9 protein-coding genes are annotated in these 13936 nt (G+C 53.6%); 4 read left to right on the forward strand and 5 right to left on the reverse strand.

The genetic code is table 11. The features are described 5' to 3' along the window. Nucleotides 1-343: 343 nt before the first annotated feature. Both F1379_RS25285 and F1379_RS25290 read right to left on the reverse strand, forming a co-directional pair. Nucleotides 344-1864 carry a peptide ABC transporter substrate-binding protein gene (locus F1379_RS25285; RefSeq protein WP_162551285.1) on the reverse strand — a complete coding sequence of 507 codons (1521 nt, stop codon included), beginning with the start codon at nucleotides 1862-1864 and terminating at the stop codon, nucleotides 344-346. A 131-nt stretch (nucleotides 1865-1995) separates the two neighbouring features. Continuing rightward, entirely contained in the window at nucleotides 1996-5637 is a 3642-nt protein-coding gene (locus F1379_RS25290; protein WP_150275251.1) for a glycosyl hydrolase 115 family protein, read from the reverse strand. A 531-nt stretch (nucleotides 5638-6168) separates the two neighbouring features. On the opposite strand from F1379_RS25290, the gene F1379_RS25295 reads away from it, so the two are divergent. After that, on the forward strand, nucleotides 6169-6999 hold the full coding sequence (locus F1379_RS25295; protein ID WP_150275252.1) for a helix-turn-helix transcriptional regulator: 831 nt from the start codon (nucleotides 6169-6171) through the stop codon (nucleotides 6997-6999). Here F1379_RS25295 and F1379_RS25300 read toward each other — a convergent pair. Beyond that, the gene (locus F1379_RS25300) at nucleotides 6983-7663 is read right to left on the reverse strand and encodes a hypothetical protein (protein ID WP_150275253.1); all 681 of its coding nucleotides are present in this window, start codon (nucleotides 7661-7663) and stop codon (nucleotides 6983-6985) included. The genes F1379_RS25295 and F1379_RS25300 overlap by 17 nt on opposite strands. Before the next feature lie 237 nt (nucleotides 7664-7900). On the opposite strand from F1379_RS25300, the gene F1379_RS25305 reads away from it, so the two are divergent. After that, nucleotides 7901-8734, forward strand: a complete 834-nt coding sequence (locus F1379_RS25305) for an AraC family transcriptional regulator (RefSeq protein WP_150275254.1) — start codon at nucleotides 7901-7903, stop codon at nucleotides 8732-8734. 77 nt (nucleotides 8735-8811) lie between these two features. Here F1379_RS25305 and F1379_RS25310 read toward each other — a convergent pair whose 3' ends face one another. Beyond that, the gene (locus F1379_RS25310) at nucleotides 8812-10512 is read right to left on the reverse strand and encodes an ABC transporter substrate-binding protein (RefSeq protein ID WP_150275255.1); all 1701 of its coding nucleotides are present in this window, start codon (nucleotides 10510-10512) and stop codon (nucleotides 8812-8814) included. A 149-nt stretch (nucleotides 10513-10661) separates the two neighbouring features. On the opposite strand from F1379_RS25310, the gene F1379_RS25315 reads away from it, so the two are divergent. Both F1379_RS25315 and F1379_RS25320 read left to right on the forward strand, forming a co-directional pair. Then, a complete protein-coding gene (locus F1379_RS25315) occupies nucleotides 10662-11522 on the forward strand; it encodes a helix-turn-helix domain-containing protein (RefSeq protein ID WP_150275256.1) in 861 nt (286 codons plus the stop codon). A gap of 130 nt (nucleotides 11523-11652) precedes the next feature. Further along, nucleotides 11653-12792 (forward strand): glycosyltransferase family 61 protein, encoded by a 1140-nt coding sequence (locus F1379_RS25320; protein ID WP_150275257.1) that lies wholly within the window; start codon nucleotides 11653-11655, stop codon nucleotides 12790-12792. A gap of 77 nt (nucleotides 12793-12869) precedes the next feature. On the opposite strand, the gene F1379_RS25325 is transcribed toward F1379_RS25320, so the two are convergent. Continuing rightward, nucleotides 12870-13847 (reverse strand): aldo/keto reductase family protein, encoded by a 978-nt coding sequence (locus F1379_RS25325; protein ID WP_150275258.1) that lies wholly within the window; start codon nucleotides 13845-13847, stop codon nucleotides 12870-12872. Between the last annotated feature and the right edge of the window lie 89 nt (nucleotides 13848-13936).

Below are 13936 nucleotides of genomic sequence, written 5' to 3' on the forward strand. Positions count from 1 at the left end.
AACGTGCCTACCTTCTTACAATAGGGTTTTTTTTCATTTATGGACAGTTAGTTTATACCATTCGGCTAATGTTAGCTTTTATGCAACGCTAGTGGCGAATATCCATCTAGTGTTGCGATCTGCCTCCATATAGTCGAAATTAAGTGGCGATTTTCCAACTCGTACCTTGACCGCATCCAATTGTAACTATCCTCATCAGTCATTTCTGTTCTTATTCAACGCGAAAAAAACCGAGCAGCTGCCCTCCTTTAATGGAGAATCACTACTCGGCTTATTCGGGTTTACTGCGGTGTCCGTTTGCGGAACAGCCCCTGTGGAATAGCCACTGCACAAGCAGCGAACTCTACTGCCAATATCCTCTGGTGAAGCATACGATGCCGTCGTAGCGGAGATATACATTCTGCAGATCCGGATGATGCAGGACATCAGCCTCATAATAATAAAGCGGAATGACACCCATCTGGTTCATGAGCAGCCGCTCGGCCTGGGCGTATAGTTGTATGCGTTCCTTGGAATCAGCACTCTGCTTGCCCTTTCGTACATAGCTGTCATATTGCTTATTGTTCCAGCTTGTATCGTTATCCGGTGAGGAAGCCGTCAGGAATTCCAGCATCGCAGCGGGGTCGTTATAGTCAGCGGTCCAGCCCGCTCTGGCTACCGTGAAGTTTCCGCTGTATCGGTTATTGAGCAGCTCCTGCCAGGCCTGAACCTTCAGGCTTGCTTCAATCCCCAGATATTTGTGCCAGTCCGAAATAACTGACATGGCGATCTGGGAATGCACATCCCCATCGTTTACAATTACCGTAAAACCGGGTAGCTCGGCATAGCCTTCTTCCTTTAATCCTTCCTGCAGCAATTGTTTGGCCAAAGTTATATCTTTACTGAACAAGGAAGTATCCGGTACCGCCGTGCGATAATTCAGGTTGCCGCTGCGCACAGCCGGCGGTACAAAGCCGAAAGCGGGTGAACCGTAGATCAGCGCTTCGCGGTCGATGGCCATCGAGAGTGCCCGGCGGATCTTCACGTTGGTGAATGGCCGCTCATTCAGGTTGAACTGGTAGAAGTAGGTGCCGGCGGTTGGCATACTGATAACCAGTCCGGCGATGTCTGGGGTCATCGAAGCGTAGTCAAGCTGCACATGTCCGCCGACCCAGTCCGTTTCCTTCTTGATATAGGCGGCTGTAGCATTTGTAGCCCCGAGCTTTGGCCGCAGCAGTTGAACCTCCGCGAACCGAATCTCCTTAGCGGCGTAATAGCTTGGATTACGAACCAGGGAGATTTTCCTGCTGTCCCATGACTTGAGTGTAAACGGCCCGTTGGTTACGATCGACTTGGCACTGGTTGCCCAGTTGGCGTTAGCCTTTGCAACCGCCGCATTTACCGGCAGATAGATTTTCTCCGCAAGAGCCTGCAGGAAATAGGTGGTCTTCTCTTTCAGGGTAACCTGGAGGACGGTCTTGCTCAGTGCCTTGACCCCGACTTTGGAGACATCCATCAGTCTGCTTTTATTGTAGTCTTCCGCACCGGCAATCATGAACATGTCGGCGGCGAAGGTGCTGCCGGTTTCCGGATCAAGCGCCCGCTTCCAGGCATATTCGAAATCTACGGCCTGGACGCGGTCCTTATTGCTCCATCTGGCATCTGAACGCAGGGTGAAGGTATATGTCATGCCGTCGCCTGAAACCGTCCATGACTTGGCCATGCCCGGCACAGCCTTTCCTGACTTATCCAGCCGGACCAAACCTTCAAACAGCCCCTCAAGAATGGTGCCTGCCCCTGTATCCGCGTGGATTGCCGGATCCAGAGATTTCGGAAACTCATTGAAGCCGATACGCAGGATTTCCTTGGCGTTGGCCGCGGACACACTATACTTCACTCCGGGGGTTAACCCCATGAATAAACATACTATAATGAGCGCGCATATTCCCTTCTTCAAGCTGTATGCCTCTCTTCCTTCCCGGATTTCAGTAGATCAATAGGATCATACCATACGATTCAGCTCCGAGGGGAATTTTTCCATTCCGCATCTGCAGGCGGCAGTTCATCGCCAAGCGTCAGATAGATCCGGTCTACCCGCAGCTCCGATTTTCTGGCGATGACAGACAATACATGCTCTCCGGCCGAGAGATTCAGCTCGCAGAAATGCGACCAGAAATATATGTAGGAGGTATTGTAGGTGTACAGCTTGCCTTTGTTCAGTTGTTCCGCCAGAGGCAGGACCTGGCCATCCAGTGCCAGATAACAGGAATCGGAGGTATTGCTATAATGCCGGACGAGCATCCATACCCGGTACGATCCGCTCTGGCCGACGTTCAACCGGTAATGCATACCGGGCGCACCGGCCGGTTCTTCCCACAGCCGTCCAGGCCCAGCGACATGCATCGCCATTCCGGTCCGGCCATCGGTCTCTGCCTGCAGATGGCTCCAGCCCAGCCCGCTTCCGTCCGCAAACGTGAGATAGGCATCCCCGGACTGCTCCAGGGCATACTCGGCTTCCAGCGCTATGACTCCATTCTGTTCGTTGAAGATACCGGAGCCGAATTCAGCAAACACATCCTTGGAGCCTTCTTCCCCTTGGCTCGCATAGCGCTTCACGCCCGGCACCTCCTGAGCGACATTCAAGGCAGGCACGAAAATCTCATCCCGCTTCTCGTAGAACTCCCTGGTAGCATACACTGTGCTCTGTAAAGGGACCTCTTCTCTGGCAGTTCTGTACAGTCCGCTGCAAATCTGTTGATCAATGACGTCCCACTGTACGTCAGGGAGCTCCAGCCCGTGTTCAGTTACGGGCACCGGGCCGTGCGCGCTGTACACCGGTCCCAGATTGTTATCGTGTCTTGCTTCCGTATAAAGCACAAGCTTGCTGACTGTCACAAAGTGGTCGACCATATATAGCTTCAATCGGTGCACTCCCGCAGTCAGGAACGGCAGCTCCAGCGTCAGCTTCTCGCCGTTGTCGAACACCGATTGCTGCCAGGCTCCTGTCCATTCATCGCGGGTAATGGACTCAACCGTTACCGGCTCGTGATCGTCTATCCCGATGCCGAAGCGTATTCTGCCTGTGGAGTTCAGCGTCAGGAACCGGTGGATTTCGAGCATGAACGAACCGCCGTTCTCGACATACAGATCATATTCGAGAAAAGGATTATGCCGCAGGTCGCCTTCCAGCGGATGCAACTGCGCATTCCAGGCCATTACGGCGGCACCCTCGTATCTGCCGAGGCCCTGTACGGTGATCCAGCCGCTTCCTGACTGTCCGGCGCCCGCTTCATCTGGCAGGCTAATCCGGTCATACATAGCCGCAGGAATCGACACTGCGCCGTCAGCTTCCACATATCCCGTAAATCCCTCCGGTAGGGCTGACACGGCTTCAAGCTTTACCTTGACCGGTACTTCTGTACCGTCTGTATGATTACGGACAACCAGCAGCCCCTCTTTTCGGGCATACACCTGGGGCGCCAATGCTATGACGAGAATCCGTCTCTCCGTCTCGACGATTCCCTCTGGCTCGGACACAATGATCCAGTCCGCACCTTCGCGGATTTCAATTGAATAGGCGAAGCATCCGGTTCCCTGATTGCCGAGCTCCAGCCACTTCTGCCTGCGGCCCGCAGCAGAGAAGGTCAGCTCCTCCCCCTCATTCCACAGATCAACGCGCATACCGCTGCCGGCGATGCGCAAGGCCGGCTGCCGCGCCGGATGCATAGCTGTCGGCGGCGGCGGGAAGCTCTCCGGCGTGAGTATGGCGTCCCATTTGCCGCCGCTCATCTTTTTATTATAGTAGTGCAGCATGGTTCGTCTGTAATCGGTCATCCGGAGCGACAGCGCCACATAATGATCTGCCGCCTGCATATTCCCCCGCTTATAGGCAAGCTGGCTGCGGTCGGCGTAATAGAATTCATGGTTGGTATAGTAGGAAGCATGTATCTTCATCAGGAAGAGCTGGAAGAACGCTTCACGTTCCTCAGCTGGAAGACGGTCCATGATCGCGTTCCCCCGTCTATATACATCCTCAAGGCGCATCAGTCTTCGCCCAGCCTCATCGCCGTAAGCGGTCTGCGAGAAGACCTGCGAATTCATATGCTCAATCTTGCGCACATTGGTGACCTGCGCGAAGGTTTCATACAGCTCTGCCGCTTCCCGGCCGTGATGGCCGGAGAAGTTCCGGTTGATCCACTGCTCGGTGAACCGGAAAGGGTCCTTCGTAACGCCTGCTGCCTGGCCGGCTTCCCAGCCGCAGCGCAGAAAGAATTCCATATCCTGCTCCAGCGGCTTCAGCCCGCCCACATTCAGAATCCAGATGTTCCGGATACCAGAGGCATACGACTTCCGCAGCTCATTGCCGGTATGGGCCAGAGGAATGGAGTTGATGAACAGATAGCTCATTGCCGTTCCCGGAGCCGCCCAATAGGAGTTATGGAAGTAAAGTCCATTCCCGCCGCTGCGGCTGCGTTCTGTTTCATTCGGATACCGGCGCACATGGCCGAAGTTGTCATTCGCCCAGATCAGGGTCACATTGTCGGGAACCTCAAGCTGCTGGTCATACAGGTCGAGTACCTCTTTGTATGGCACGAAGGTCTGCAGCGCCTCTGCGCCCTGCGGCCCCAGCACCTCCAGCAGAATGTCCCGCTGGTCGCGGATGACCCGGGCAAGAAGCTCGACCTTGGCGTTATTCTTCTGTTCCTCCGTTAAGGAAGCGTCTTCATCTATAGCCCGGGTATGGAACCCGGAATCATGAATGCCGCGCATCCCCATCGTGAAGCTCACTTCGTAATTACGGTTCTGCTCCACGCTCTCACGCCAGTATTCCTGCAGAATCTCCCGGTTCCGGCCCTCAATGGAGTAATCATAGACAGCCCCTTCATAGCCCTTGCTCTTCAGCCACGGCTCCCATTCATTCTGGTTGCTGCGCAGCAGCATATCACAGTGCGACGTCCCGACGACAACGCCCATCTCTTCCGCAAGCGCACCGTTTCCGGGATTGCCGTTAAAATAATTCACATGCATCGCGGGCCAGATATAGTTCCCCTTCAGCCGCAGCAGCAGTTCGAACACATGACGGTAGGCTTCCGGCCCAATCGTGTCGTCCGGAGTATGCAGCTTGGCCCAGGCATCCAGCTCCTCCTCGTCGTTCAGGAAAATCCCCCGGTACTTCACCGACGGCCAATCGGCTTTACAGTAATCGGCGGGAACGCTATAAGCATCCTTCACCTTTACAGGTACATCTGCCCAATAATGCCATGGCGACACGCCAATGGCTTCGCACAAATCATAGATCCCGTAGATGGTTCCGCGTCTGTCCGTACCCACAATGTAAAACACGCCTTGCACAGCCTGCTGCAGATACCCTTCCCAGCGGTAGCCGCCCTCCTCCATCTGCAACCTCTCCAGCGATAAGCCCCGCTGTTCTGCTTGCTCCGCGAAGGACCGCTGATCCAGTGAACCTATTACGATACTGGAATCGTCCAGCTCACCGGTAAGCTCGGCGCGGCAGCCGCTGGTCCGGCCGATATCATCAATGAGATTGCGGACAGCCAGTTGTACAGCACTGTTCTCCGTGCCGGATACATAAATGCGGATGGTCTGATTGCGGCTGAACAGCTCCAGTTGCCCAGTGGTTGGCATAACCTGTTCCATGCAAGGAACCTCCTTTTATCCTTTAAAGCGAATGTAGATAGATTGAACTAAAGATTTTTGTGTTGGGATTAGCCGTGACGCAAGAAAACCTTTGGACTTCCGGCCGCTTCCCGTCCGCAGATTTCTTGATTAATACCGCTAGTTGCGGTTACGGCCTCCGCCTGATGGCTTTCCGCAGTAAAGCTGATATCCGTAGCACGGGCTGTCAACGTTTTAAGCTGCTAATTGCAGTTTGTACAACTATATCCACCTAAACTGGCCGTTTCCCGGCTATAGTTGCATTTCGTACATCTATTTTCGTGCTTTAAGGCCGTTTGTTCCCAATATGCTGATTTTAGTTGCACAAACTACATCTATCCCTCAAAGATGGGTGGATACCTAACAAATAGTTGTACGAAATACATTTATCCTTGTTGAATAGGGGTTGCCTTTCGTTCATCATACCTAAACAAAGAACAAGAATCTTTTATAATCTTGCCTTGATCCGTATTTGTTGTATTATATTGCTATGGAAAACAAGGAGGGCCAGGCATGACTACTACTCCGGCTGACTTATATTGCTCGCACCCGCTGTTCGGTATTGAATATGAGAAGCATGATGCAGACTACCGGATGCCAAACTATCATTATCATAATTCCTATGAGCTCTACTTCCTGGAGGAAGGCTATCACCATTTCATGGTCGACGATGGAATCTTTGATATAGCCATGCATGATGTGGCGCTGGTCAAGCCGAATATGTTTCATCAAAGCCACGGAAACCACTCCTGTGCCCGCACCTGTGTGTATTTCACGGACCGGTTTCTGCGCCTGCACTATACGGAGCATTCCATTCAAGTGTTGATGGACTGCTTCGAGAAGAAGCTGATATCGGTCAGCAAAGAAGCCTTCCCCAAGCTGAAGAGGCTTCTGCTGCTGCTGGAGAAGGAGAACGTGAACAACCCGGGCAACCGCATTTTTGTGTATCTGGCGGATATTCTCAGCCTGCTGAATGACCAGCAGAGATCACCGCGGGCTGAACAAGTTCCTCTGGCCTATACCAATATTGCGCCGATCCTGGCGTATATCAACCAGCATTACAACAAGATTAATACCATTGAGGAGATCGCCGGGCAATTCTACATCTCCAAGTATTATCTGTGCCGTATCTTCAAGGAAGCTACGGGGCTTACGCTCATTCAATATCTGAACAATATCAAGCTACAGCATGCCTGCAATCTGCTGGTCAATTCGAAGTTCTCCATTCTGGAAATCGGCATGGCCTGCGGCTATAACTCGTCAATGTATTTCTGCAAAATGTTCAAGCAAGCCCTCACGGTTACGCCCAGCGAATTCCGCAAGAACGCTAAAGACAAGGGTTGACCTGCTCTTCCACATCGCCCACATAATAGGCGTAAATCGTCTCTACAGGCTTAAAGTACAGATACCCGTCCTCTTCCCACGGCTGAAAATGCAGATCCATCCGCGACTTCTCCCACGGCACGGGCGTCCCCTTCGTATCCAGCCGCCCCGGCACGACCGGTGGCTCGACGACGGCGGGAAACTCCTGATATCCGAACAGCAAATTCTCGTGCATGCCGATAATCTCGTACTTGGGGCCATGAAAGGCACGCTCTTCCTGGAGCTGATAATGGTAGTAGATATAGCTGCTCATCATCTCCCGCTTCAGATGGGCCACCCGGCCCACCCGCCGCTCGACCGGCGACTTGCGCAGCCAGTGCCCCTCATCCGCAGGCTCGTTGAAGTGGAAGACATCCACCAGCGGAATCCATTTGCGCGACTCGGCCTCACCGGGCCAGTCCATCAAATATTCATTTACTGCCCCGGCCATCACCGCCGGTTCTATGATCTCATTCACGCATTCCATATACAGGAATACATTGCTCTGCCAGGCGAAAGCTGCGGCCGTCATCAGCGCCCCGTCTCTCACCAGCTTCAGAGCCGCCTTATCCTGCTGTAAGGCCGCCAGTCCTTCCGCTTCCCGACCGTCTTTCCACACTCCGCGATACATCATCCGGTAAATCATGCAATTAATCACTCCTCGACTGCTTGTCTAATTTCCCTGTCAGCTGCGCCTGTATTTTACCTTACCGTAATCCCGATCCATTGCCTATGCAAAAATCTGGTTATCGCAGGCTCCGATAAACCACGCCTTAAGCGGGTTGGTTCATTTCATACTCTTGCTTAAATTCCGTATTGGCATTACCATGCTATAAGGAATTATCAAATAACGGCCGGAACGGCCTGCCGGGGGACTGACAGGATGAATGCACCGCAGCGGCAGCTGATGCAGTTGTATCTCAGCAATCTTCAAGTAAAGGTTACGGCCAGCGGCTACAATCAGGTGTGGACCGATTGGCGGGAGCTGGATTATACGCCGGATTATAATAAATTCTATCTCATCTGCGACGGGGAAGGCTGGCTGAAGATCGGGGATGAAGAATATTATCCCCGGCCCGGTCAATGGTTTATCATGCCGGAGGGCGTCAAGCAATCCTTCTCCTATACCTCCGGTCCAAGGTATACGAAGTATTGGTGCCATTTCACCGCAAAGATCGGACAAAGCAATCTGTTCGACTTACTGGGAGTTCCGCTGCATATCGATACCGGCCACGCTCCCGAACCGGTGCAGCTGTTCCGGGAACTGCTCGCCTGCCGCGCCTCCGATGCACTTACCCTGCCGCTGATGACCCAGGCAGCCATGCTGAAGCTGATCTCCTATTATATCGAGCATGCGGCCGCAGGAATGACCGGAGTCCAGCCGGCGGCAACTCCCGGCTATCTGCAGGAAGCGATCAGCTACATGGATGCGCATTACAACCGTAACGTCACCGTGCCGGAGCTGGCGGAACGGGTCCATCTGCATCCGAACTATTTCATCCGCGTGTTCAAACGGCATTTCGGGTTATCGCCTATTCAGTACATTAACCGCAAAAAAATAGAGCAGGCCAAGTGGCTCCTGCTCTCCACGGACCTCCCCTTAACCGGAATCGGCGAAGAGATCGGCATTCCGGATGTTCCATACTTCTCCAAGCTGTTCAAGGCGTTCACCGGCTTCTCGCCGACGGCCTACAGAATACATTCCCGGCCAAAGTGAGCATAAGCCGGCCTAAGCGTGTATGAAATCCTCGCAGACGGAAAGACCCGGCCAAAGCTTGGCCGGGTCTTCTCCCTTTATTGAATATCCTTTCCGGTGAACAGCGAGGTTCTGGCCTTGACCAGCTCGGTATATTCCTTCTCCATCTCCTCGGCTCCCGCTTTGTTCAGTTCTTCGACGAAAGCGTCGTAAATCCGGTCAAAGTCCTCCGGCTTCGCCAGCACGGCTTCCGGAATCCGCTTGCCGACGATATCCTGGGTCTTCTGGTAAATAACCTGGTATTGTCCGTCAGTCGGAACGGGCATGTTGTATAGCGCGCCCCACTCCTTAACCGGGAGCTCATCCGCACTCGGGAACAGGTCCTTCCAGGTGGTTGCCTCGTATGCGGCCAGCGCTTCCTTCTCGGCATCCGAGTAAGCGGCCACAATCTGTTCCGGGAAATTTGTCGTATAATAATTGCCGGTGGAATCCTTCACTCCATCGCCGTAGCGCACGCCGAAGATCGAATAAAGGCCTATCCCCGTCTCCTTCGAGAAGCTTGCAGCATCATTTACCTTCCGGTCGAGGATATCGGCCGGTATAACGCGGGTGCCATTCTCTACATTGTATTGCTTGCCCTCCACTCCCCAGTTCCGCAGCACTTGTCCCTCGTCGGAGGAGAGCCAGTCAATGAACTTGATGGCACGGACCGGGTCCTCGCAGGCCGTCGTGATGCTGATGCCGTAGCCGTCGACGCCGATGGACTGCATCGCATGCTCCTTGAACTCCTCGCCCATCGTAACCGGGAAATGCGAATAGGTATATTCATCTTTGCCGGCTGCCTTCAAGGCATTCTCGGCATCCGCGTATTCCCATTCTACAGAGGTAAGGCCCAGTACGCGTCCGCTGGAGATTTTGGCTTTGTATTGGTCTTCCTGCTGTACGAAGGAATCCTTGTCCAGCAGACCGATGTTGTTCATATGATTCAGCCAGCGGAAATATTCCTTCTCCTCCGGCCGCTTGTAATGCAGGATCGCTTCATAGGTTTCCGGATCAACATGATACTCGCCGTCATTCATGCCTCCGGTTGTGATAGACGCCTGGTTGGTCACCGTAATCATCATCTTCCAGCCGTCGGCGTTCAGCGTGAGTGGAATAGTTGGCTGGCCGTCGGTTGTCGGATGCTTGGCCACGTATTCTTTCAGGACGTTCTCGAAATCCTGTACCGTCTTGATTTCCGGATACCCCAGCTCCTTCAATACCCGAAGCTGCACCTCGAAGCCGTTCGTTGCATCAAAGACCTGCTCGTCTACGCCGATATTGGTAGGAATCGAATAGATAGCCTGATCCTCAAGGCTGTATTTCATCCGGTTCATGTTCTCGCTCATGACCTTCTTGATATTGGGTGCGTGCTTGTCGATCAGCTCGGTCAGATCGAGAATCGCTCCGGCGTCAACCAGCTTGCCGAGCTCGCCCTTGGCATAGATCAGATCGGGATACTCCCCGCTCGCCGCCATCAATGAAATTTTATCCTGTCCGCCACCGCTGCCGACATCAAATTCTGCGTCCAGCGTGACGCCGGTTCTGGCTGTAATCTCCTTGCCGACATCATCCTGCATGGAATTCCAGCTTGGATTGGCATCCGCACCGAAGAAGGTAAAGCTGACCGGGGCGGTGTCGTCGCCGCCGTTGCCGTTCGCCGAATCTTTCGTACTGCCGTTGTTGCTGCAGCCTGCTGCAATAATCATGGTGCCTGCGAGCAAGGCCGCGCTTAGCTGCTTGGTTAATCTGCTTTTCATTTCCGTCATGCCCCCCATATGGCTGTATGATGTAAGTGAATTCGCTTTCACATCCCACATTTTAGCGGCAATAATGACGGAAAACCTTGATTTTTAGGTCATAAAATAGCATGATATAGCCATCCGATCTGTTTTGGGGTGAAAATTAATTGAGTGATGTATATTTGAACTGGTTCACGCGGGATGAACAATTCCCCTTTTTCATTCAGTATGGCGGTCATGAGGAAGAGATGTCGATGCACAGTCACGTAGACTTCTCCGAGCTGGTCATTGTCTTGAACGGGCATGCCACCCATATCATCCAGGGCGAGGAATCATTTATCAAGAAGGGGAATGTCTTTGTGGTCAACGGGGACACTCCCCACGCTTACATGGCCCCTTACGATTTCAGAATCTGCAATATTATGTACAAGCCGGAGATGCTGCGTTCAGCCGGACCGGATCTGCGGACCATGAACGGCTATCAGGCGCTGTTTATTCTGGAGCCTTACTTGCGCAGCATCAATCCTTTTAAAAGCAAGCTGAATATGTCCATCGCCGGCCTGGAAACCGTCGCTGCGCTCATTGCGGCCATGATCAGGGAATATGATGAGCAGCCTCCCGGCTATCAGACCATGCTGGCCTCCCGGTTCATGGAGCTGGTTGTGTATCTGTCCCGCCAATATGACCATCAGGAGCAGGGCGTGGACAGCAGTCTGATGCATTTGGCCAGCGCCATTTCCTACATTGAAGACCATTACCGTGAGCAGATTACGCTGGAAGAGATTGCTGCCAAATCCGATATATCGGTCAGACATTTGAACCGGATCTTCCGGTCTTATTATAAAACCACCCCGATTGCCTATCTGCAGCGCCTGCGGCTCCAGCAAGCCTGCACCCTGCTTAAGGAGACGAACGGCTCAATCACGGATATATCCTATGCATGCGGCTTCAACGACAGCAATTATCTCACTCGTCAATTCAAGAAGGCTTACGGTCTCTCTCCGAAAGCTTTCCGCAAAAGCCAGTAACCTCCCCGGACGGTTAGTATGCCGCACTGTACATTGGCCTTTTTTCCGGCGCAAGGCGCTCTTCAGGAAGCTGTCTCATACAATGGCATAAAGCTTTGTGTGGATGAATCAGACCTACTGAGGTGAAACGATGGCTGTATCCAATCATGAGGACGGGCAACCCAAGGAGTATTACAGCAGCATTGAGGAGTGGACCCAGGCAACAGCGAAGAAGGATACCGGGCAAGAATCCGGCCGGATCATCCCGTTCGACTTCGGCGGAATGGCCGATTTCAGGGCAGCGCGAAGCCTGGAGCAGCAGGTTCATCCGGCGCTTACCCCCTACCGGCTTCAGCCCTCCGGGGGCTATCTGGCCGTCATTCCCGGCGGAAAGATATGGGGCAGCACCGGCACCGTGTTATCGGCTGATGGCAGGCTGATCTTTGAGCTGTCGCAGGAATACGATTCTCAGGAACACCGTATGCTTACAGCGGATGAGCACCCGGTGTTCCGTCAGTGGAACTCTCCGTACTTGCTGGAGGTTCCCGGGACGGTGGCGGTGTTGAGCTTTTGCGGCAGTCCTAATTATTATCACTGGCTCTATGATGTACTGCCGCGGTATGCAATGCTTCAGGCTGCCGGAATCCATTACACCGCGCTTGTGATGAACCCGAATCCTTACGGAGCGTTCGTAGAGGAGACCTTTGCCATGCTGGGCATTCCCGAAGCGGCAGTCATCCGCGCATCGCCCGGCCTCTATATGCGTCCCGGGCAGCTGCTGGTTCCTTCCCTGATGATGAATTCTCATTATCCGCCATGGACAACGCAGACCCTGCGCCGGCTGCTGCTGCCCTATAGGGACCTGGCATTATGCACACCGGGACGGATATTCGTCTCCCGCCGCCATGCCGAAGCCCGGCGCATAGTCAACGAAGAGGACGTTGTTCACTGTCTGGAGCAATACGGCTTCACTTCGGTCTGTCTGGAGGATTATACGGTGGCGGAGCAGATTCAAATGTTTGCCGCCGCCGATGCCATCGCCGGGCCGCATGGCGCGGGCCTGGCCAACCTCGCCTTTTGCCGGCCGGGTACCAAGGTCATTGAAATATTCCATGAGAGGCATATTGTACCGACCTACTGGATGATCAGCAATCACAATGACCTCGATTATTACATGCTCTATGCCAAGGGTTGCCCGAATCCCGCCGTGCCTTATACCGGCCTGGAGGATATCCGGGTGGACACGGAGCGATTAAGGCAAACTCTCGATTTGGCGGAGCTGAATGCTTGAGGACGGCAACCCGATAAATGCAGAAAGACCTGCTCCCGTTGGAGCAGGTCTTATTCATAGTCTATCGGCGCAGCGGTCTATCCGACACGTCTGGTGAATGGCGCGAACCCAAGAATCTTCTCTATCCGCTCCAGCGCATCGGCCGGAATCGTGAATCCGCTGGCCTGGACATTGCCGAGCAGCTGGCGGGTGCTGGACGCACCGGTAATGACGCTGCTGATGATGCTGCGGCGCAGAATCCAGGAAAGGGCCAGCACGGACAGGCTTACCCCGAGTTCATCGGCGATTAGCTGCAGCTCATGCACCTTGTCCAGGTTCTCATCCGTCAACAGGGCGTTGATCTGCTTATCCGCCTGGTGCGTTGCCCGGGAGCCCTCCGGCAACGGCTCACCCTTCCGGTATTTGCCGGTAAGCAGCCCCTGTGCCAGTGGCGAGAACGGCACAATACCGATGCCGTGCTCTTCGCAGACCTCAACGATTTCATGCTCAATGTAGCGGTCGAACATATGATACTGTGGCTGAATTACTGACATCGGACGGAGCCCCATATCTTTGATAATGCCGACGGCTTTATTAATTCTCGCCGCGCTCCACTCCTCGCTGACCCCGTAATACAGAATTTTGCCCTGGGCCACCAGGTCACTGAGTGCCTGCAGCGTCTCTTCCATCGGTGTCGTAGGATCGAAGCGGTGACAGAAATACAAATCCACATAATCGACCTGCATATTCTTCAAGGTATTATCGATCTGATGAAAGATATGCTTGCGTGAGAGCCCGCGTTCGTTGACGCTTGGACCCGACGGGAAAAAGACCTTGCTGGAAATGACGTAGGAGCTTCTGGAGAATTGCTTAAGCGTAGCCCCTAAATGCCGTTCTGCTTCCCCGCCGCTGTAGGCATCCGCACAATCGAAGAAATTGACACCGTTCTCATAAGCCTGCTTAATAATATCACCAGCTGCAGCTCCGGCTGCAGTGTCCTTCAAATCGGTCATCCAGCTGCCCAGCGCCACCTCACTCAGCTTCAGTCCCGATCTGCCCATATTGCGGTATTCCATGATTTCGCCCCCTGTTTGATGCATGTTGTTATGTACTTGCCAAGTATATCATTTCTCCGCCGAAAGTCAGCAATTATTCCGATATTAAC

This window comes from Paenibacillus tepidiphilus (assembly GCF_008635795.1).
Taxonomy (GTDB): Bacteria; Bacillota; Bacilli; order Paenibacillales; family Paenibacillaceae; genus Paenibacillus_AQ; species Paenibacillus_AQ tepidiphilus.

Coding starts and splice junctions, on each gene's coding strand:
- F1379_RS25305 (WP_150275254.1), top strand. CDS start 7,901: ATGAATGCACCGCAGCGGCAGCTGATGCAGTTGTATCTCAGCAATCTT.
- F1379_RS25290 (WP_150275251.1), bottom strand. CDS start 5,637: ATGGAACAGGTTATGCCAACCACTGGGCAACTGGAGCTGTTCAGCCGC.
- F1379_RS25320 (WP_150275257.1), top strand. CDS start 11,653: ATGGCTGTATCCAATCATGAGGACGGGCAACCCAAGGAGTATTACAGC.
- F1379_RS25300 (WP_150275253.1), bottom strand. CDS start 7,663: ATGATTTACCGGATGATGTATCGCGGAGTGTGGAAAGACGGTCGGGAA.
- F1379_RS25325 (WP_150275258.1), bottom strand. CDS start 13,847: ATGGAATACCGCAATATGGGCAGATCGGGACTGAAGCTGAGTGAGGTG.
- F1379_RS25295 (WP_150275252.1), top strand. CDS start 6,169: ATGACTACTACTCCGGCTGACTTATATTGCTCGCACCCGCTGTTCGGT.
- F1379_RS25310 (WP_150275255.1), bottom strand. CDS start 10,512: ATGAAAAGCAGATTAACCAAGCAGCTAAGCGCGGCCTTGCTCGCAGGC.